This is a genomic window from Trueperaceae bacterium, assembly GCA_031581195.1.
Taxonomy (GTDB): Bacteria; Deinococcota; Deinococci; order Deinococcales; family Trueperaceae; genus SLSQ01.
Genome location: JAVLCF010000005.1, coordinates 1 through 17700 on the forward strand (window position 1 = coordinate 1; position 17700 = coordinate 17700).

General features: G+C 74.6%; 17 protein-coding genes. 8 read left to right on the top strand and 9 right to left on the bottom strand.

All coding sequences use genetic code 11. The annotated features are described in order from the left end of the window. Together RI554_00970 and RI554_00975 are read right to left on the bottom strand one after the other, a co-directional pair. Positions 1–306 (bottom strand): helix-turn-helix domain-containing protein (locus RI554_00970; GenBank protein MDR9390580.1); only part of this gene is annotated, 306 nt, incomplete at its 3' end. Further along, on the bottom strand, positions 303–1211 hold the full coding sequence (locus RI554_00975; protein ID MDR9390581.1) for a pseudouridine-5'-phosphate glycosidase: 909 nt from the start codon (positions 1209–1211) through the stop codon (positions 303–305). The genes RI554_00975 and RI554_00970, both read right to left, overlap by 4 nt. 71 nt (positions 1212–1282) lie before the next feature. On the opposite strand from RI554_00975, the gene RI554_00980 reads away from it, so the two are divergent. The 3 genes from RI554_00980 (at position 1283) to groL (ending at position 3730) form a co-directional block, all read left to right on the top strand. Then, entirely contained in the window at positions 1283–1612 is a 330-nt protein-coding gene (locus RI554_00980; GenBank protein ID MDR9390582.1) for an FUN14 domain-containing protein, read from the top strand. A 140-nt stretch (positions 1613–1752) separates the two neighbouring features. Further along, positions 1753–2040 carry a co-chaperone GroES gene (groES, locus tag RI554_00985; GenBank protein ID MDR9390583.1) on the top strand — a complete coding sequence of 96 codons (288 nt, stop codon included), beginning with the start codon at positions 1753–1755 and terminating at the stop codon, positions 2038–2040. Between the two features lie 25 nt (positions 2041–2065). After that, a complete protein-coding gene (gene groL, locus RI554_00990) occupies positions 2066–3730 on the top strand; it encodes a chaperonin GroEL (GenBank protein ID MDR9390584.1) in 1665 nt (554 codons plus the stop codon). A gap of 97 nt (positions 3731–3827) precedes the next feature. On the opposite strand, the gene gpmI is transcribed toward groL, so the two are convergent. The 3 genes from gpmI to recF are packed head-to-tail and all read right to left on the bottom strand — an operon-like array spanning position 3828 to position 7400. Further along, the gene (gpmI, locus tag RI554_00995) at positions 3828–5390 is read right to left on the bottom strand and encodes a 2,3-bisphosphoglycerate-independent phosphoglycerate mutase (GenBank protein ID MDR9390585.1); all 1563 of its coding nucleotides are present in this window, start codon (positions 5388–5390) and stop codon (positions 3828–3830) included. Continuing rightward, on the bottom strand, positions 5387–6283 hold the full coding sequence (locus RI554_01000; GenBank protein MDR9390586.1) for a DUF721 domain-containing protein: 897 nt from the start codon (positions 6281–6283) through the stop codon (positions 5387–5389). Before RI554_01000 ends, gpmI begins: the two co-directional genes overlap by 4 nt. Continuing rightward, positions 6276–7400 carry a DNA replication and repair protein RecF gene (recF, locus tag RI554_01005; GenBank protein MDR9390587.1) on the bottom strand — a complete coding sequence of 375 codons (1125 nt, stop codon included), beginning with the start codon at positions 7398–7400 and terminating at the stop codon, positions 6276–6278. The genes RI554_01000 and recF overlap by 8 nt, the downstream gene beginning before the upstream one ends. 94 nt (positions 7401–7494) lie before the next feature. Between recF and RI554_01010 the strand changes: the two genes are divergently transcribed. Then, entirely contained in the window at positions 7495–8745 is a 1251-nt protein-coding gene (locus RI554_01010; protein ID MDR9390588.1) for a SufS family cysteine desulfurase, read from the top strand. Positions 8746–8776: 31 nt separating this feature from the next. Further along, positions 8777–9223 carry an SUF system NifU family Fe-S cluster assembly protein gene (locus tag RI554_01015; protein ID MDR9390589.1) on the top strand — a complete coding sequence of 149 codons (447 nt, stop codon included), beginning with the start codon at positions 8777–8779 and terminating at the stop codon, positions 9221–9223. A gap of 9 nt (positions 9224–9232) precedes the next feature. On the opposite strand, the gene RI554_01020 is transcribed toward RI554_01015, so the two are convergent. Genes RI554_01020 through RI554_01030 form a run of 3 tightly spaced genes read right to left on the bottom strand, consistent with a single transcriptional unit; the run spans position 9233 to position 11234 of the window. Beyond that, positions 9233–9730, bottom strand: a complete 498-nt coding sequence (locus RI554_01020; GenBank protein ID MDR9390590.1) for a DivIVA domain-containing protein — start codon at positions 9728–9730, stop codon at positions 9233–9235. Next, positions 9727–10398, bottom strand: a complete 672-nt coding sequence (locus RI554_01025; GenBank protein ID MDR9390591.1) for a YggS family pyridoxal phosphate-dependent enzyme — start codon at positions 10396–10398, stop codon at positions 9727–9729. The genes RI554_01020 and RI554_01025 overlap by 4 nt, the downstream gene beginning before the upstream one ends. After that, positions 10395–11234 carry a purine-nucleoside phosphorylase gene (locus RI554_01030; GenBank protein ID MDR9390592.1) on the bottom strand — a complete coding sequence of 280 codons (840 nt, stop codon included), beginning with the start codon at positions 11232–11234 and terminating at the stop codon, positions 10395–10397. The genes RI554_01025 and RI554_01030 overlap by 4 nt, the downstream gene beginning before the upstream one ends. A 126-nt stretch (positions 11235–11360) precedes the next feature. Here RI554_01030 and RI554_01035 point away from each other — a divergent pair, with 126 nt between their 5' ends. After that, a complete protein-coding gene (locus tag RI554_01035; protein MDR9390593.1) occupies positions 11361–14048 on the top strand; it encodes a POTRA domain-containing protein in 2688 nt (895 codons plus the stop codon). Positions 14049–14132: 84 nt separating this feature from the next. Here the strand turns inward: RI554_01035 and ychF are convergent, their stop codons facing one another. Beyond that, complete coding sequence (gene ychF / locus RI554_01040) at positions 14133–15218, bottom strand: redox-regulated ATPase YchF (protein MDR9390594.1); 1086 nt, start codon at positions 15216–15218, stop codon at positions 14133–14135. Positions 15219–15313: 95 nt separating this feature from the next. On the opposite strand from ychF, the gene RI554_01045 reads away from it, so the two are divergent. Further along, positions 15314–16330: a homoserine dehydrogenase gene (locus RI554_01045; GenBank protein ID MDR9390595.1), complete on the top strand. Its 1017-nt coding sequence runs from the start codon at positions 15314–15316 to the stop codon at positions 16328–16330. Further along, complete coding sequence (thrC, locus tag RI554_01050; protein MDR9390596.1) at positions 16327–17691, top strand: threonine synthase; 1365 nt, start codon at positions 16327–16329, stop codon at positions 17689–17691. Before RI554_01045 ends, thrC begins: the two co-directional genes overlap by 4 nt. Positions 17692–17700 lie beyond the last annotated feature (9 nt).

Sequence of the window (17700 nt, forward strand, 5' to 3'; positions counted from 1 at the left end):
GCGGAGGCGGCGGAGGCGGGAGAAGCGCTGCAGCGCGTCGCTCTCGTCCAGCCCGAGGGCGCGGGCGTACAGGCGCAGGAAGTTGCGGGCGTAGACGTCCTCGGGGAGCGCCGCGAGGTCCTCGCGTTCGAGGGCCTCGAGGTACGTCGCGCGGACGTGGGTGTGGCCCGCGACGGTGGCGAGGTCGAGGCCCGCCTCCTCCCGCGCGGCGCGCAACCAGTCGCCGAGGTCGGGGGGCGCGGGGGGGCCGCCGACGGCGCCGCGTGGGGGGGTGGGGCCGTCGGGGCGGTCGGCGTCGTGGTTCATGTGGACCCTCCGGTCGGGGTGGACGTCAACGCCGCCGCGACGCGCGTGGCGAGCGCGGCGTTGGCGTGCAGGAGGCGGAGGTTGACGTCGACGGTCGCGCCGTCCGAGTGGCGCGCCAGCGCGTCGAGGAGGTACGGGGTGGCGTCGCGGCCGGCGATCCCGGCGGCGTCGGCGTCGGCGTACGCCGCGCGCAACCAGCCGGCGTAGGCGTCGGCGTCGAGGCCGGGATCGACCGGCTGCGCGAGCAGCAGGGCCTGGGGTTGCCCGAGGGCGTCCTGGGCGCGTTTGATGCGCGCGACGGTGGCGGGGTCGTCGGCGCGGGCGGGGACCCGCAGGTCGGTGGTGGCGACGTGGAAGCCGGCGAGGTGGTCGGTGCCGTAGCCGACGACCGCGACGCCGGCGCTCTCGAGGCGTTCGAGGGTGGCGGCGGCGTCGAGGAGGCTCTTAGGGCCGGCGCAGACCGTGACGAGGGGGGTGCGGGCGAGGGCGGCGAGGTCGGCGGACTCGTCGTAGCCGCCGCCGGGGTGGACCCCGCCGATGCCGCCGGTCGCGAACGTCTCGATGCCGGCGCGTTGCGCGGCGTAGAGGGTGGTGGCGACGGTCGTGCCGGCGTCGCGGCCGTGCGCGACGAGGGCGGCGAGGTTCCAGGTGGAGGCCTTGTCGGCGCCGGGTTCGGCGAGGCGCACGAGGTCGTCGTCCTCGAGCCCGACGACGACGGTGCCGTCGAGCACGCCGACGGTCGCCGGTTCGCCGCCGTTCTCGCGGACGGTGGCCTCGAGGCCGCGCGCGAGGGCGAGGTTGTCGGGGCGGGGGAGGCCGTGGGTGACGACCGTGGATTCGAGCGCCACGACGGCGACGCCCTCGTCGAGGGCGGCGCGGACGCGGGGGGCGACGGAGAACGCCATACGCCGGGCATGATAGCCCAGGGACGTCGGTCGCTCCGTGCCGGCGCGGGCGCGTGGTACCGTTCTCGGCCGTGGAACTCCCCGCCCTCGGTCCGCTCCTTCCGCTCGTCGAGCAGGTGGGGTTCGGTGCGGTCGCCGGCTTCGTCGCCGGGTTCGCCGTGAAGAAGCTCGGGAAGCTCGCGGCGTTGCTGCTGGGCACCCTGTTCGTGGTGGTGCAGGGGCTGGCGTGGGTGGGCTACGTGCAGGTGAACTGGTCGGCGGTGCAGGCGGACGCCGAACCGTGGGTGGAGGCGGCGGCGTTGCGTGAGGGGTGGGGGGCGTTGCTGGACGTGCTGACGTACAACCTGCCGTTCGCGGCGGCGTTCGTGCCGGGCCTCCTCCTCGGCCTCCGGCGTGGCTGACATCATCTGAGTGCGCCACGCTCAACCGACTTGACATCTCGAGGTCGGGGGCGTAGCATGGCCCCAGTTGGCACTCTCCATCGGGGAGTGCCAAACGCGTGGGCCCCCCCACGCAATTCCCACGAACGTAGGAGGAGACCATGACGCTCAAACCCCTCGGGGACCGCATCGTCGTCGAAGTGATCGACGAGCCGCAGACCACGGCCAGCGGCATCGTCCTGCCCGACACCGCGCAGGAGAAGAGCCAGCGCGGCAAGGTGATCGCCGTCGGCTCGGGCAAGCTGCTCGACAACGGCGACCGCGCCGCCATGGAGGTGTCGGAGGGCGACACCGTCGTGTTCGCCAAGTACGGCGGCACCGAAATCAGCCTCGACGGACGCGAGTTGATGATCCTCAACGAACGCGACGTCCACGCCGTCATCGACTGACCCCCCCGCACCAGGAAAGGACATCATGGCCAAAGATCTGTACTTCAAGGAAGAGGCGCGCCGCAGCCTCGAGCGCGGCGTCAACGCCGTCGCCAACGCCGTCAAGGTCACGCTCGGGCCGAAGGGCCGCAACGTCGTCCTCGAGAAGAAGTTCGGCAGCCCGACCATCACCAAGGACGGCGTCACCGTCGCCAAGGACATCGAGCTCTCCAACCACCTCGAGAACATCGGCGCGAAACTGCTGATCGAGATCGCCAGCAAGACGAACGACATCACCGGGGACGGCACCACCACCGCCACGGTGCTCGGCCAGTCGATCGTTCGCGAAGGCCTGCGCAACGTCGCCGCCGGCGCCAACCCGCTCGCGCTCAAGCGCGGCATCGAGCAGGGCGTCGACGCCGCCGTCGACGCGATCCACGGCATGGCGAACCCGGTCGAGGACAGCAAGGCCGTCGCCGAAGTCGCCTCGATCAGCGCGAACGACGCCTCCGTCGGCCAACTCATCGCCGACGCGATGGACAAGGTCGGCCGCGACGGCGTCATCACCGTCGAGGAAAGCAAGTCGCTCGACACCGAACTCGACGTCGTCGAAGGCATGCAGTTCGACAAGGGCTACCTCAGCCCCTACTTCGTCACCGACAGCGACGCGATGGAAGCGGTCCTCGAGGACGCCTACCTGCTGATCCACGAGAAGAAGATCAGCGCCCTCAAGGACCTCCTGCCCGTCCTCGAGCAGGTCGCGCAGACCGGCAAGCCGCTCATGATCATCGCCGAGGACATCGAGGGCGAAGCCCTCGCGACGCTCGTCGTGAACAAGCTGCGCGGCACGCTCAACATCGCCGCGGTCAAGGCGCCCGGGTTCGGCGACCGCCGCAAGGAGATGCTCAAGGACATCGCGGCCGTCACCGGCGGCGAGGTCATCAGCGAGGAGCTCGGCCACAAGCTCGAGAACGTCCGCATCGACCAGCTGGGCCAGGCCAAGCGCGTGCGCATCAGCAAGGACGAAACGACGATCATCGAGGGCCAGGGCGACGCCGCCTCCATCGAGGCGCGCGTCAAGGGCATCCGCACCGAGATCGACAACACCGACAGCGACTACGCCCGCGAGAAGCTCCAGGAACGCCTCGCGAAGCTCGCCGGGGGCGTCGCCGTCATCCGCGTCGGGGCGGCCACGGAAACCGAACTCAAGGAGAAGAAGCACCGCTTCGAGGACGCCCTCTCCACCGCCCGCTCCGCGGTCGAGGAAGGGGTCGTCGCCGGCGGGGGCGTGACGCTCATCCACGCCGTCGCCGCGGTGCAGAAGGTCATCGACGGCCTCGACGGCGACGAGCGCACCGGCGCCAGCATCCTCGTGCGCGCGCTCGAGGAGCCGGCCCGCCAGATCGCCGAGAACGCCGGCGCCGAGGGCTCCGTCGTCGCCAACGCCATCAAGGCCAAGAACGACGGCAAGTACGGCTACAACGCCGCGACCGACGCCTACGTCGACGACATGTTCGGCGCCGGCATCGTCGACCCGACCAAGGTCACCCGCACGGCGCTGCAGAACGCCGGCTCGATCGGTGCGCTGCTGCTCACCACCGAAGCGGTCGTCGCCGACCAGCCCGAGGACGACGACGCCGGCGCGGCCGGCGGCGCCGGCGACATGGGCGGCATGGGCGGCATGGGTGGCATGGGCGGCATGGACTTCTGATCCAGCCCCCCACGCCCCGCGGCGCCCCGCGCGCCGCACGCCACGCGAACGCGCCCCGGACCGATCCGGGGCGCGTTCGCCGTTCGGGACGCCGGCGTCAGGAGCGAAGCAACGACCGACCCGTCATCTCCGGCGGAGCCGCCACGCCGAGCAGCGCCAACACCGTCGGCGCCACGTCGCCCAACACCCCGCCCTCCCGAAGCTCGACCGGCCCGGCCCCCGTCACGATGCACGGCACCGGATTCGTCGTGTGCGCCGTGTGCGGCCCCCCGTCCGCCGCAAGCATCGTTTCGGCGTTGCCGTGATCGGCCAGCACGATCGCCACGCCCCCCTTCGCCCGCACCCCCTCCAGCAGCCGCCCGAGCGCCCGATCGACCGCCTCGCACGCCTGCACCGCCGCCCCCAGGTCGCCGGTGTGCCCCACCATGTCGGGGTTCGCGTAGTTCACCAGCACGAAGGCGTCGTCGTGCGCCTCGAGCCGCGCGAGGACCGCGTCGGTCAACGCCGGCGCGCTCATCTCCGGCTGCAGGTCGTACGTCGCGACCTTCGGGGACGGCTCGATGTGGCGCGCCTCCCCCGGGAACGGCGCCTCGATCTTGGCGTTGAAGAAGTACGTCACGTGCGGGTACTTCTCCGTCTCCGCCGCGTGGAACTGCGTCCGCCCGGCCGCCGACACGACGTCCGCGAGGCACCGCTCGACCTGCGGCGCCGTCGCCAGCGCCGGCAGCGGCCACGCGTCGTCGTACGGCATCAACGTCGCCAGGTGCGGACGCGGGTCGGCGCACCGGTCGAAGCCGGCGAAGTCCGGGTCGCTCAGGGCCCGCGTCAGCTGCCGCGCGCGGTCGGCGCGGAAGTTCGCGAACAACGCCGCGTCGCCCGGCCGCACCGGGCCCACCGGCGCGCCGTCCTCGCTGATCACGGTCGCCCGCACGAACTCGTCGGTCTCGCCGCGCGCGTACGCCGCGTCGATCGCCTCCGACGCCGACCCCGCCTCGTGGAGCCCTTCGCCGCACACGACGGCCCGGAACGCCTCCTCGGTGCGCGCCCAGCGCTCGTCGCGGTCCATCGCGTAGTAGCGCCCCACCACCGACGCGATGCGCGCGTCGGCCTCCAGGCCCGCCAGGTGCGCCTCCAGCGCCCGCAGGTAGCCGCGCCCTCCGTCCGGGGCGGTGTCGCGCCCGTCGGTGAAGGCGTGCACCCGGATCCGCGCCACGCCCGCCGCGACCGCGAGGTCGAGCAGGCCGGTCAGGTGCTCCAGGTCGGCGTGCACGCCGCCGTCGCTCACCAACCCCAACAGGTGCAGCGTCGCCCCGTCCGCCGCGGCGCACAGGTCGGAAAACGCGTCGGTCTTCGCGATGGAGCCGTCCTCGATGATCGTGGTCAGGTAGCTGAGGCTCTGCTGCACCACCCGGCCCGCCCCGAGGTTCATGTGCCCCACCTCGCTGTTGCCCATCTGCCCCTCCGGCAGTCCCACCGCCGGCCCCGACGCCTCCAACGTCGTGTGCGGCGCCTCCCGCCACAGCGCGTCGAAGGTCGGCGTCGCGGCCTGCGTCACGGCGTTCCCCGGCCCGTCCGGCGCCAAGCCGAACCCGTCCAGCACGATCACGGCGACCGGCGTCCGGCCGTCCGCCCCCCCGTGGCGTTCCGCTCCGTCGTTCATCGGTCGTCCTCTCCGGCGCCGGCGCCCCATCGGCCGAGGGCGCGCGCCACGCGCGCATCGAGGCGGTCGAGGTCGGCCTCGCCGACCGCCTCGCGCGGTTTCCCTTCGCTCAACGCCAGCCGCACCGTCGCCGCATGCCGCAACTGCGGCGCCAACGCCGGCGACGCCAGCACCTGCGGCAGCAACGCCACCAGGTCCTCGTCCAGCGCCTCCACCGCGAGCGCCTCGGCGACGCGGCGTTCGTCGTCCCCAAGGTCCGGCGTCGCGGCGGCCGGATCGACCTTCAACCGCGCCGCCGCCCGCCGGACCGCCGGCGCCTCACGGTACCGGCGACAGGCGTCGCACGGGCCCGGGTCGGGGGACAGCGCCCCGCAGTGCGGGCACGGCGTCCAGCCCTCCGCCTCCGCCCGCGCCCGGTGCCGCAACCACCCCTCCGCCGCCTCGAGCGCCGGCGTCGCGACCGCGTCGGGCAGGTCCAACCGCCCGAGCGCCGCCATCAACCGCGTTCGCGCCCCCTCGTCGATCGCGACGGTGGCCTCCGCGGTCCGGTCCGGCGTCGCCCCGCCTCCCGCCTCCGCCCTCGCCTCCGCCGGCGTGCGCTCCGCGGGGCGGCCCGCGACGAACCGCACGTCCTTCACGACCCCCGGGCCGAAGCGTTCGGCGTAGGCGCGCAGGAAGCGGGGGCGCTGCATCGACAGGTGCATCGCGGTTTCGCTGTCGCTGACGTCCACGAACAGCGTGCCGTCGCGCACGGTGCGCGCGACCGCGAACCGTGCCAGCGTCGCGCCGACCACCTCCGGCCACGCCACGACCGCCGCCGCCCGCCGGTAGGCGCGCGTCCGGCCCCCCTTCGCGAAGAACTTCGCGACGACGTTCGCGACGTGCTCAGCCATCGTCGGCCCCACCCCCGGCCGGCGTCGCCGCGACCGCCGCCCCGTCCTCCGCCGCCCCGTCCTCCACCGCGCCCGCCTCCGTCACGACGCCGCCCGCGACGCGCAGCACCCGCGTCGCGTGCGGCGGCGCTTCGGTGCCCGACACCAACGCCTGCGGCAACCGCCCCGACAACGCCAACAGGTACGCCCGCCGGTCGGCGTCCAACTCCGCGGAGAAGTCGTCGAGCAGCAGTAGCGGCGCCGCGCCGTGCTTCTCCTCCAGGAGCCGCAACTCCGCGACCCGCAACGCCAACGCCGCCGTCCGCGCCTCCCCGCGCGAACCGAACGTCTGCACCGCCCGCCCGTCCAGCGTGAGCGCCAGATCGTCGCGGTGCGGCCCCACGACCGTCACGCCGCGCGCGCGCTCCTCCGCCGCGCTCGCGCGCAACGCCACCTCGAGGGGCGCGTCCCCCTGCGACCGCTCGAGCGCGACCGCGAACCGCTTCGCGCCCCCCGCGACGTCGCCGTACACCTCCGCCGCGACCGCGTCGACGCGCGCCACGGCGCGCGCCCGCAGGTCCCCGATCTCGTCCCCGACCGCCGCCAACCGCTGGCCGAGCACCGCGACCAGGTCCGCCGCCGCGCCGGTCTTCAGGCCGGCGTTGCGCTGCTCCAGCACCCGCGCGTACTCGCGCGCCAACGCCGCGTGGCGCGGCGACAAGCGGTCCAGCAGATCGTCCAGCCAGCCGCGCCGTCGCGACGGCGACCCGTGCACCAGGTCGGCGTCCTGCGGCGTCATGCGCACCGCCGCGAAGTGGCGCGCGACGTCGCCCCGCCGGACCGCCTGCCCGTCGAGGCGGACGACCTTCCGGCCCGCCGCCAAGCCCACGTGCACCTGCGAGGCCACGCCCTCGCGGCGGAGGTCGGCGGCGACGAACCCCTCCGCCTCCCCCCACCGCAACGCGTCGCCGACCGTGCCGCTCGGCAGGGCCCCGGTCGACGCCAGGTAGGCGGCGTCCAACAGGTTCGATTTCCCCGCCGCGTTGGGACCCACGATCGCCGTCACGCCCGGCTCGAACGCGAGCGCGCCGGTCGCGAGGTTCCGGAACGCGAACTGGCGCAGCCCCTCGAGGATCACCGGGGCAGCATACCGCCGGTCCGGCCGGGCCCGGCGTTCGCGTTCGTCGCGCGGACGCTGCGCCGCGCACCGGTGGGTTGCTACCGTGACCCGCATGACCGTCCCCCCGCCCGCGTCCCTCGACCCGGCCGCCCTGCGCGCCGAGACGCCGATCCTGCAACGCGAGGTGCACGGCCACCCCCTCGTCTACCTCGATCACGCCGCCACCGCGCAACGCCCCCGCGCCGTGATCGACGCCATGGCCCGCCACTACGAACGCCACCACGCCAACGTCCACCGCGGCGCCCACCAACTCGCGGCGGAGGCGACCGACGCCTACGAAGCGGCGCGCACCGCGATCGCGGCGTTCCTCGGTGCGCCCGACGCGCGCTCCCTCGTGTTCGTGCGCAACGCCACCGAAGCGATCAACCTCCTCGCCCGCGCGTGGGGCGACGCCCACCTCCAGGCGGGCGACGAGATCCTCGTCCCGGTCTCCGAGCACCACGCCAACCTGGTCCCGTGGCAGATGGCGGCCCAGCGCACCGGCGCGCGCATCGTGCCGCTGCCCCTCGGCGCGGATCAGCGGCTCGACCTCGACGCGTTCCGCGCGCGCCTCTCGCACCGTACGAAGCTCGTGGCGGTCGGGCACATGTCGAACGTGCTCGGCGTCGTCCACCCCGTCGCCGACATCGCCGACCTCGCGCACGGCGTCGGCGCCCAGGTGTTCGTCGACGGCGCGCAGGCGGCGCCGCACCTGCCCGTCGACGTCGCCGCGCTCGGGGTCGACGCCTACGCGGTGTCGGGCCACAAGATGATGGGCCCCACCGGCATCGGGGCGTTGTGGGCCCGCGCCGACCTGCTCGAGGCCCTCCCGCCGTTCCTCGGGGGCGGCGAAATGATCGCGAAGGTCGAGATGGAGACCTCGACGTACGCCGGCATCCCCAACCGCTTCGAGGCGGGCACGCCCGCCGTCGCCGAAGCGGTCGGTTGGCACGCCGCCGTCGACGTCCTGCGCGGCGTCGGCATGGACGCCGTGTGGGCGCACGACCACGCGCTCGGCGAAGCGATGCTGGCGCGCTTCGACGCCCTCGAGGGCGTCACGACGTTCGGCCCGCGCGGCGCGGACCGCGGCGGGATCCTGCCGTTCGTGATCGACGGCGTCCACCCCCACGACGTCGCCACCGCCCTCGACGCCGAGGGCATCGCGGTGCGCGCCGGCCACCACTGCGCCCAACCGCTCATGGCGGCGCTCGGGGTGCCCTCCACGGTGCGCGCCAGCACCCACGTCACCACCACCGACGCGGAGATCGACGCGCTCGCCGACGCCGTCGCGTCCGCCCGCGACTTCTTCGCGCCCCGCGCGTGACGCCGCCCCCGGAGGTCGATCCGTGTCGTTGATGGAGCAGATCTACAAGACCGTCATCCTCGAACGCAGCCGCACCCCCCGCCACCGCGGGACGCTCGCGGACCCCGCCGTCCGCCAGGAGGGCGTCAACCCGTCGTGCGGCGACGAACTCACGCTCGCGCTCCGCATCGAGGACGGCGTGGTGCGCGACGCGAAGTTCGAGGGGCACGGGTGCGCCATCAGCGCCGCCTCCGCCGACCTGATGGCCGACGCCCTCCACGGCAAGACCACCGCGGAGGCGCGCACCCTCGCGACGGCGTTCAAGGCCATGATCCGCGGCGAATCGCTCCCCACCGACCTCGACCTCGGGGAACTCACCGCCCTCGAGGGGGTCCGTCACCTGCACGCCCGCGTGAAGTGCGCGACGCTGCCCTGGACGACGCTGGAGGCGGCGCTCGACGGCGCCACCGGCCCCGTCAGCGACGAGTCGGCCGGCTAGCTCCGTCGCTCACGCGTCGGGCTCGCCGCCCGCGTCGTGCAGGTCCTCGGCGCGCAACGACCCCGCGGCGTCGCCGTCCGCGGGGCCATCGTCCGTCCCGACGTCCAGATCGAGGCTCCGCTCGAACGCCTGCAGCATCCCCCGCAACCGCTCGCGGATCGTGCCCTCCATCGTTCGGAGGCGGGCGACGTCCGCCTCCGCCTCGCGGCGCGCCAGGTCGGCGCGTTCGCGCACCAACGCCGCCTCCGCCTCCGCGTTCGCCTTCACCTGCTCGCCGACGCGCTCGGCGGAGACGATCGCCTCACGCAGGTCCCGCTCGACGCTGCGCAGCTCCTCGATGCGGGCGTCGCGCGCCTCGAGCGCGTCGCGCGCCTCCGCCAGCTCCCGGCGGGCGGCCTCGAGCTCCTCGGCGACGTCGGCGAGGAACGCCCGTACCGCCTTCGGGGCGTAGCCGGCGAGGCTCCGGTCGAAGCGGGCGTTCTCGACGTCCAACGGCGTGAGCTTCACGGGGTCCCCCCTTCGTCGTCGGGCGCGAACGTCGCGGCCCCCACCCGCACCATCGTCGCGCCCTCCTGCACCGCGACCTCCAGGTCGCCGCTCATCCCCATCGAGCGTTCCGGCAGGTCGTGGCCGTCCGCCAGCGCCGCCAACGTCCGGAAGACCGGCCGCGCGACCTCCGGATCGTCGGCGTACGGCGCCATCGTCATCAGCCCCACGACGTCGACGTGCGCGAGCGGCGCCGCGTACGCCAGGAGGGCCTCCAGCGCGTCGGGGGCGACCCCCTGCTTCGACGCCTCGCCCGCCACGTTCACCTCCACGAGCGCCTTGAAGACGTGATCGTGCTTCGCGCCCTGGGCCTCGAGCGCGTCCGCCAACCGCTCGGAATCGAGCGAGTGGATCCACGGGACGCGGGCCGCGGCGAGGTACTTCACCTTGTTGCGCTGCAGCGTCCCCACGTGATGCCAGATCACGTCGCTCGGGAGTACCTCCGCCTTCGCGCGCCACTCCTGCACCCGGTTTTCGCCCAGGTCGCGCACCCCTTCGGCGAGCACGACGTCGGCGACGACGTCGGCGTCGTGCGACTTCGTCACGGCGATCAACCGCACGTCGGCCGGGTCGCGACCGACCGAGGCGGCCGCCGCGGCGATCCGGCGCCGGACCGCCGCGACGCTCACAGGTGCGGGACGAGGGCGCGCACCAACCGACGGAACGTCGCGCCGCTGGCTTCGGCGGTCGCGAGGACCTCCGCTTCGTCGGCGTGATGGTCGCGGTCGGGGATCGCCAGGTCGGTGACCGTCGACAACCCCACCACCCGCATGCCCTCGTGGCGCGCGGCGAGCACCTCGTACACCGTCGACATCCCGATCGCGTCGGCCCCCCACGCCCGGAAGGCGCGCAACTCCGCACGGGTGGCGTACGACGGGCCCGACACCGCCAGGTACACCCCCTCGCGCAGCGGCACGTCGAGGCTGCGCGCGGTCGCCCGCGCGAGTTCCAGGTACGCCGGGTCGTACGCGTCGAACGTCACCGGAAAGCGCGGCCCCAAGGCCGGATCGTTCGCGCCGATCAGGGGGCTGTCGAACGTGAAGTTGATGAAGTCCCGCTGCAGCATCAGGTCCCCCGCCGACCACTCCGGACGCAGCCCCCCGCAGGCGTTGGAGACCACCAGGGCCTCCGCCCCGAGGGCGTGCATGACGCGGACGGGGAAGGCCACCTGGGCGGCGGGCAGGCCGTCGTACGGGTGCAGGCGACCGCGCATCGCGACCACCGGACGTCCGTCCAACGTCCCCAGCAGGAGGGTGCCGTCGTGCCCGGGGGCGGTCGCCGCGGCGAAGCCGGGGAGGCGGTCGTACGGCAGTTCCGCATCGACCTGGATCGCGTCGGCGAGCGGGCCGAGTCCGGACCCGAGCACGATCGCGACCTCCGGCCGGAGGCTCGACGCGGCCCGGATCGCGGCGACGGCCTCCTCGCGGAGGCCGGTGGCGGTCTGGTACGCAGCAGCGTCGCTCATGGCCGCATGCTACACCCCGTCCCCCGCGCCGCGCGGCGCGGGGGACGACCCCGCCACCCGGCGCGGACGCGCGGCGCATGAGAGACCGTTCACGTGGCCGGCGGGGCGGGGCGGTATGCTCCCCGCATGCACCCTTCGCCGTTTCGCGCCCGCGGCCCGCACGCCGACGCGCCGCCCGCCCGCCGACCCGTCGCTTCGTTCCTCGTCGCGCTGCTCGCGGCCCTCGCGCCGTTCGCGGTCGCGCAGGCGCCGGAGGTGCGCGGCCCCGTCGCGGAGGTCCGCGTCGAGGGCACCGAGACGTACGCCGACATCGTCCGGACCCTCGTCACCACCCGCCCCGGGACCCCCGCCGAACGCGTCGACCTCGAAGCGGAACGCAACCGCGTGTACGGCCTCGGGACGTTCGCGACCGTCAGCGTGTCGCTCGATCCCGGCCGCGACGGGCCGGTCCTCGTCGTTCGCGTCGAGGAGAACCCCGTCGTGGGCGAGGTCGTGTTCGACGGCGTCGAGGCGCTCTCGACGTCGCGCCTCTCGACCCTCGTCGCCGACGAGCACCTGCTGGCTCCGGGCCGCGTGTTCAACACCGGCCGCGCCGACGACGCCGTCGCCACGATCCAATCCGCCTACCGCGCCGAAGGGTTCCCGTTCGATCCCGACGTACGGCTCGAGACCGAGGTCGCGCCCGAGCTCGCCGACCGCGGCGAGGACCCGCCCCTCCGGGTCCGCTACCGCGTGAACGAAACGGCGCGGCTCGACACCGTCGTCTTCGAGGACCTCACGGTGTTCACGCCCGAGGAGCTCGCCGGCTCGTTCGCCGCCGTCGAGCAGCAGGACGCCTTCGATCTGGCGCTGTACCGCGCCGCGGTGCGCCGCGTCGCGGAACGCTACGAGGGCCTCGGCTACCGCGGGTCCGGCGTCGACCTCGAGGCGACGACGTTGCGCGGGGGGCGCCTCGAGGTGCACCTCCGCGAACTGCGCATCGCGGCGATCGACACCACCCCGCTCGGCATCGACGCCGACGCCCTCAGCCTCGCGCCGGGCGACCTGTTCGATTACGACGCCGTCCTCGAGGACGTCCGCCGCCTCGCCAGCGGCCGCACCGGGGACGTGCGGCTCGTGCCGCGCGTCAACGCCGACGGCGGCGTCCGCGTCGGTTTCGAGCTCGGCCCGCCCGACACCGCGGGCGCCATCGACGCCGTCCGCATCGAGGGCAACACCGTCCTCGACGACGCGACGCTCCGCGATGCCCTCGCGCTCGGCGAGGGGGACACGTTCACCTCCACCGTCGCGGAGGAGGACTACCGACGCATCGTCGAGGCGTACGAGCGCGAGGGGTACCTCATCGCCTCCGAGCCCGACTTCACGTGGGTGGACGGCACGTACGTCGTCCGCATCCGCGAGTACACCGTCGGGCAGTACCGGCTCGATTGGGCGGGTGCGGACCCCACCGCCCGCGACTTCGTCGTCCTGCGGCGCCTCCCCGACGTCGGTAGCGTCGTCTCGCTCGACGCGATCGACGACGCCCTGCGCGGCGTCCTGCAGGAGGGCGCCGTCCGCCCGGTCGACCGCCGCATCCTGCCGCCCGAGGGCGACGACGCCGACGCGGTCACCGTCGAGATCGTCGTCGAGGCGGCCCAGACCGGCCTGTTCCAACCGGCCGCGTCGTACAGCACCCTCGACGGGTTCTCCGCCTCCCTCGCGTTGAGCGACGTCAACCTGTGGGGGCGCGCCCACACCGTGGAGGGGGAGCTCGACGCCCGCAACGGCGACGTCGGCTTCCTGCTCGGCGGCAGCGTCCGCTACGAGGTGCCCTGGCTGTACCTCGACGCGCCGTTCTTCCGCGACCGGCCGACGTCCGCGTCGCTGCGCCTGTTCAGCGACGTCGCCAGCAACGAACGCCTCTCCACCGGCGGCTCCACGTCGGTGCGCTACCCCGGCCTCGACGGCGGGCCGGAGGTCGCGATCGGCGAGTACACGCGGCGCACGACCGGGTTCGGGGTCGGCGTCGGTCGGGCCCTCGCCGACGACCTCTCGGTCCGCCTGCGCGCGCGCGCCAGCCAGGTCGCGATCGACGTCGAGCCGCCCGACGACCCCTGCGAGGTCGAGAACGGCGTCGTCGACGACCCCGAGAACTGTTCGCTGCCCCGCGACCTGGCCGAGGCGTACGCGCCCGTCGACGGCGCCGCCGGGTTCGTCGGCGCCGACCTGACGTACGACGCGCGGGACCGGCCCGCCTACCCCCGCGACGGCGTCGCGGCGAACGCGTCGGTCGGCGTCGGCTTCGGCAACGACTTCGAGGTCGACGGGGACCGCCGCGGGTACGTCTTCGTGCCCGTCGAGGCGGGCACGAAGGGCTACCTGACGCTCGAGAACCTCACGGGTGGAGCGGTCGCGGACGACGCGCACGTGTTCGCCGCCCGCCTGAACGTCGGCAGCCAGTTCGGCAGCGACTACCCCGACGCCGAACGCTTCACGCTGGGGCAGACGCTGCGCGAAGCGACGCAGGTGCGCGGTTTCGCCGACGACGACTTCGACCTCACGCGCAGCTACGCGACGACGTCGCTCGAGTACCGCTACGACTTCCAGTTGACGACCGTCGCGACGCAGACCCTGATCGGCGTGGTGTTCGGCGACGCCGCCTGGTCGAGCGGCGCCGACGACGCCGCCGGCGAGATCGTCGCCAGCGGCGGCCTGGGCGTGCAGGTCAACCTGGGCTTCTCCGGGGTGGCGCTGCCGGCGCTGCGCTTCGATTACGGCTGGAGCGAACGCAACCCGAGCGGCGTGTTCACCTTCCGCATCGGCAACGTCTTCTGACGTCGCGTCGCCCCCACGCGTGCGCCCACGGCCCTCGGCCGGGGGCGCACGGCGTTCGGGGGACCGCCGCGCGGCGGTCCGTCCTCAGACGGAGAACAGGACGTGCATCACGTCGCCGTCGACGACGCGGTAGCTCTTGCCTTCGGTGCGGAGTTTCCCCGCGGCGCGCGCCCCGGCGATCGAGCCGGCCTCGACCAGCACGTCCCACCCGACGGTCTCGGCGCGGATGAAGCCGCGCTCCATGTCGCTGTGGATGGTGCCCGCCGCTTCGGGCGCGAGCGCGCCGTCGGGGACCGTCCACGCCCGCACCTCCTTCTCGCCGGCGGTGAAGAACGTGATCAGGTTCAGCGTGCGGTAGCCGGTCTCGATCAGCCGCTCGAGGCCCGAGCGCTCCACCCCCAACTCCGTCAGGAACGCCTCCGCCTCCTCCGCGTCGAGCTCGGCGAGCTCCGCCTCGATGCGGGCCGACACGACGACGACCTCCGCCCCCTCGCGGGCGGCGCGCTCGCGGACGGCGTCGACGTGGGCGTTGCCGCCCGCCACGTCCTCCTCCGCGACGTTGGCGACGTAGATCACCGGCTTCGCCGTCAACAGCGGCAGGTCGGGGGGCAGATCCTCGCCCTGCGCCCGGACCGGGACACCGGCGTCGAGCCCCTCCCGGAGGCGTTCGACGAGGGCCAGGAGGGCGGCGTCGTCGGGGTTGCCCTTGGCGCTGCGGCGCAGTTTCTCCGCGCGTTTCTCGAGCGCCGCCAGGTCGGCGAGCGCGAGTTCGGTGTCGATCACGTCGACGTCGGCGAGCGGGTCGACGCGGCCCGCGACGTGGACGACGTCGTCGTCCTCGAAGCAGCGCACGACGTGCGCGATCGCGGCGACCTCGCGAATGTTCGCGAGGAACTGGTTGCCGAGCCCCTCGCCCTGCGACGCGCCCTTCACCAGCCCCGCGATGTCGACGAACTCGACGGTGGTGGGGTGGATCGGCGGCAACGCCCCGTCGCGGCGGTGGAGCTCCGCCAGCGCCGCGAGGCGCGGATCCGGGACCGGCACCACCCCGACGTTCTTGTCGATCGTCGCGAACGGGTAGTTGGCGGCCTCCACGCCCGCCTTCGTGATGGCGTTGAACAACGTGCTCTTGCCGACGTTCGGTAGGCCGACGATCCCGATTCCCAGCATGCGGACTCCTCATCGCGCGGGGCGGCCCCCGGCGCAGCGCCGCGCATCGTACCCGAGCGGCCGGCGGCCGCCGGCCGCGTGCTACCCTGCCCGCCATGACGCGCGTGCACGACGGCCCCGTCCGCGTCGGGCTGCTGGGCTTCGGGACGGTCGGAAGCGCCCTCGCCGACCTGCTGGCCGCCCGCTCCGACCTCGAGCTCGGTCCGGTCGCGGTCCGCGACCTCGACAAGCCCCGCCGCCTCGCCGACCCCCGGCGCCACCTCACGACCGACCCGCAGGCGGTCATCGACGGCGCGGACGTCGTCGTCGAGGTCATGGGGGGCGTCGACGTCGCGACCGACGCGATGCTCGCCGCCCTCGCCGCCGGCCGGCCGGTCGTGACGGCCAACAAGGCGGCGCTCGCCGAACGCTGGGAGGCGTTCCGGCCCGCCCTGGAGGCGGGCACGCTGCACCTGGAGGCGGCCGTCATGGCGGGCACGCCCGCCGTCGGGCCGGTCGCCGGCGCCCTGCGCGGGTCCGCCCCCAGCGAACTGCACGCGATCCTCAACGGCACGGCCACCTTCGTCCTGCGGCGCCTCGAGGCGGGCGTCGCGTACGACGCGGCGGTGCGCGAAGCGCAGGCGCTCGGCTACGCCGAAGCGGACCCGACGCTGGACGTCGGCGGCATCGACGCCGCGCACAAGTTGGCGATCCTGGCCCGCCTCACGGTCGATCCGGACCTCGCCTGGCCTCGGGTGCGGGCCGCCACCCGCGGCATCGACGCGCTCACGCCCGCCGTCGTGCAGGAGGCGATGGAGGACGGCGGCCAGGTGCAGCTCGTCGGCAGCCTCGTGCACGAGGCGGGGGCCTGGGCGGCCCGCGTCCGGCCGGTCTACCTGCCCGCCGGACACCCCCTCGCGGGGCGCGCCGGCGCGGCGCTTTTGTACCGCGGGGCGGGCGGCGAGGTGCTCCTCACCGGGCCCGGCGCCGGCGGCCCGGAGACGGCGTCCGCCGTCCTGAGCGACGTGCTCGCCGCCGCCGCGGGTCGGCCCGGGCCCGCGCCGCTCGACGCGCCCGCCCCCGCCCCGACCACCCCCCGCCTCGAGGACCTCGGGGAGATCGACCCGGCGTGAACGGCGGGCCGCTCGCCCCCCGCTCGGGGCCGGTGCCGCCGGGCGGCGTGCCGGTCCGCAGCACCCGCGCGCCGGACGGGCCCGACGTGCCCCTCGACGACGCCCTCCTGCGCGGCCTCGCGCCGGACGGAGGGCTGTACCTCCCCACCGTCGTGCCGCCCCTCCCCGACGGGTGGGCGGACGCGCCGTCGTTCGCGGACCTCGCGGCGGGCATGCTGGCGCCCTGGTGGGGCGACGACGCCGACGCCGTCGCGCCGCTCGTGCGCGACGCGACGGCCTTCCCCGTGCCCCTCGTCCCGCTCGGGGGGAACCGCTGGCTGGTCGAGCTGTTTCACGGCCCCACCCTGTCGTTCAAGGACGTCGGGGCGCGCACCATGGCGCGCCTCGCGGGGCGGGCCCTGGCCCGGCGCGGCGCCACCGCGACGGTGCTCGTCGCCACCAGCGGCGACACCGGATCCGCCGTCGCCGACGGCTTCGCCGGCATCCCCGGCGTACGCGTCGCACTGCTCTACCCCCGGGGTCGGGTCAGCGACGTGCAGGAACGCCAGCTGGTGGCCGCCCGGCCCGGCGTGCGCGCGTTCGCCGTCGACGGCGACTTCGACGCCTGCCAGCGCCTCGTCAAGGAGGCGTTCGTCGACCCCGCCCTCGCCGACGCCCACCTCACGAGCGCGAACTCCATCAACGTCGGTCGCCTCCTGCCGCAAGCGACGTACTACGCGTGGGCGGTCGCGCAGCTGCGCCGCGCGCACGGCGTGGACGCCGCCCCCTGGGTGGTGGTGCCGTCGGGGAACCTCGGGAACCTCACCGGCGGGCGGATCGCCGCGGCGGCCGGCGTCCCGGTCGCCGGTTGGCTCGCGGCGCACAACGCCAACGCCTTCCTGCCCGACGTGCTCGCCGGGCGGCGCGCGAAGGACGACCGCCCCGCCACCGTCGCGACGCGCGCCAACGCGATGGACGTCGGCGCCCCCAGCAACTTCGAGCGGCTCGACGCGTGGTTCGGGGACGCGTTGCCCCGCACCCTCCACGCCACCACCAGCGACGACGCCGCGACCCTCGCGCGCATGGCCACGACGTACGACGCGGACGGCGAGGTCGTCTGTCCCCACACCGCCGTCGGCCTCGAGGGCCTCGCGCGCCTCCGGGCCGCCCACCCGGAGCTGCGCGACGCGCCCACCCTCGTCCTCGCGACGGCGCACCCCGCGAAGTTCCCGACTGCGGTACGCGACGCGATCGGCGTCACGCCGGACGAACCCGACGCGTTGGCCCGGTTGCGCGACGCCCCCCGCCGCGTGGAGCCGCTCGCCCCGACGCTCGATGCGCTGCGCGACGCGCTCCTGCACGGCGCTTGGCCCGACGCCTGACGCGGCGTC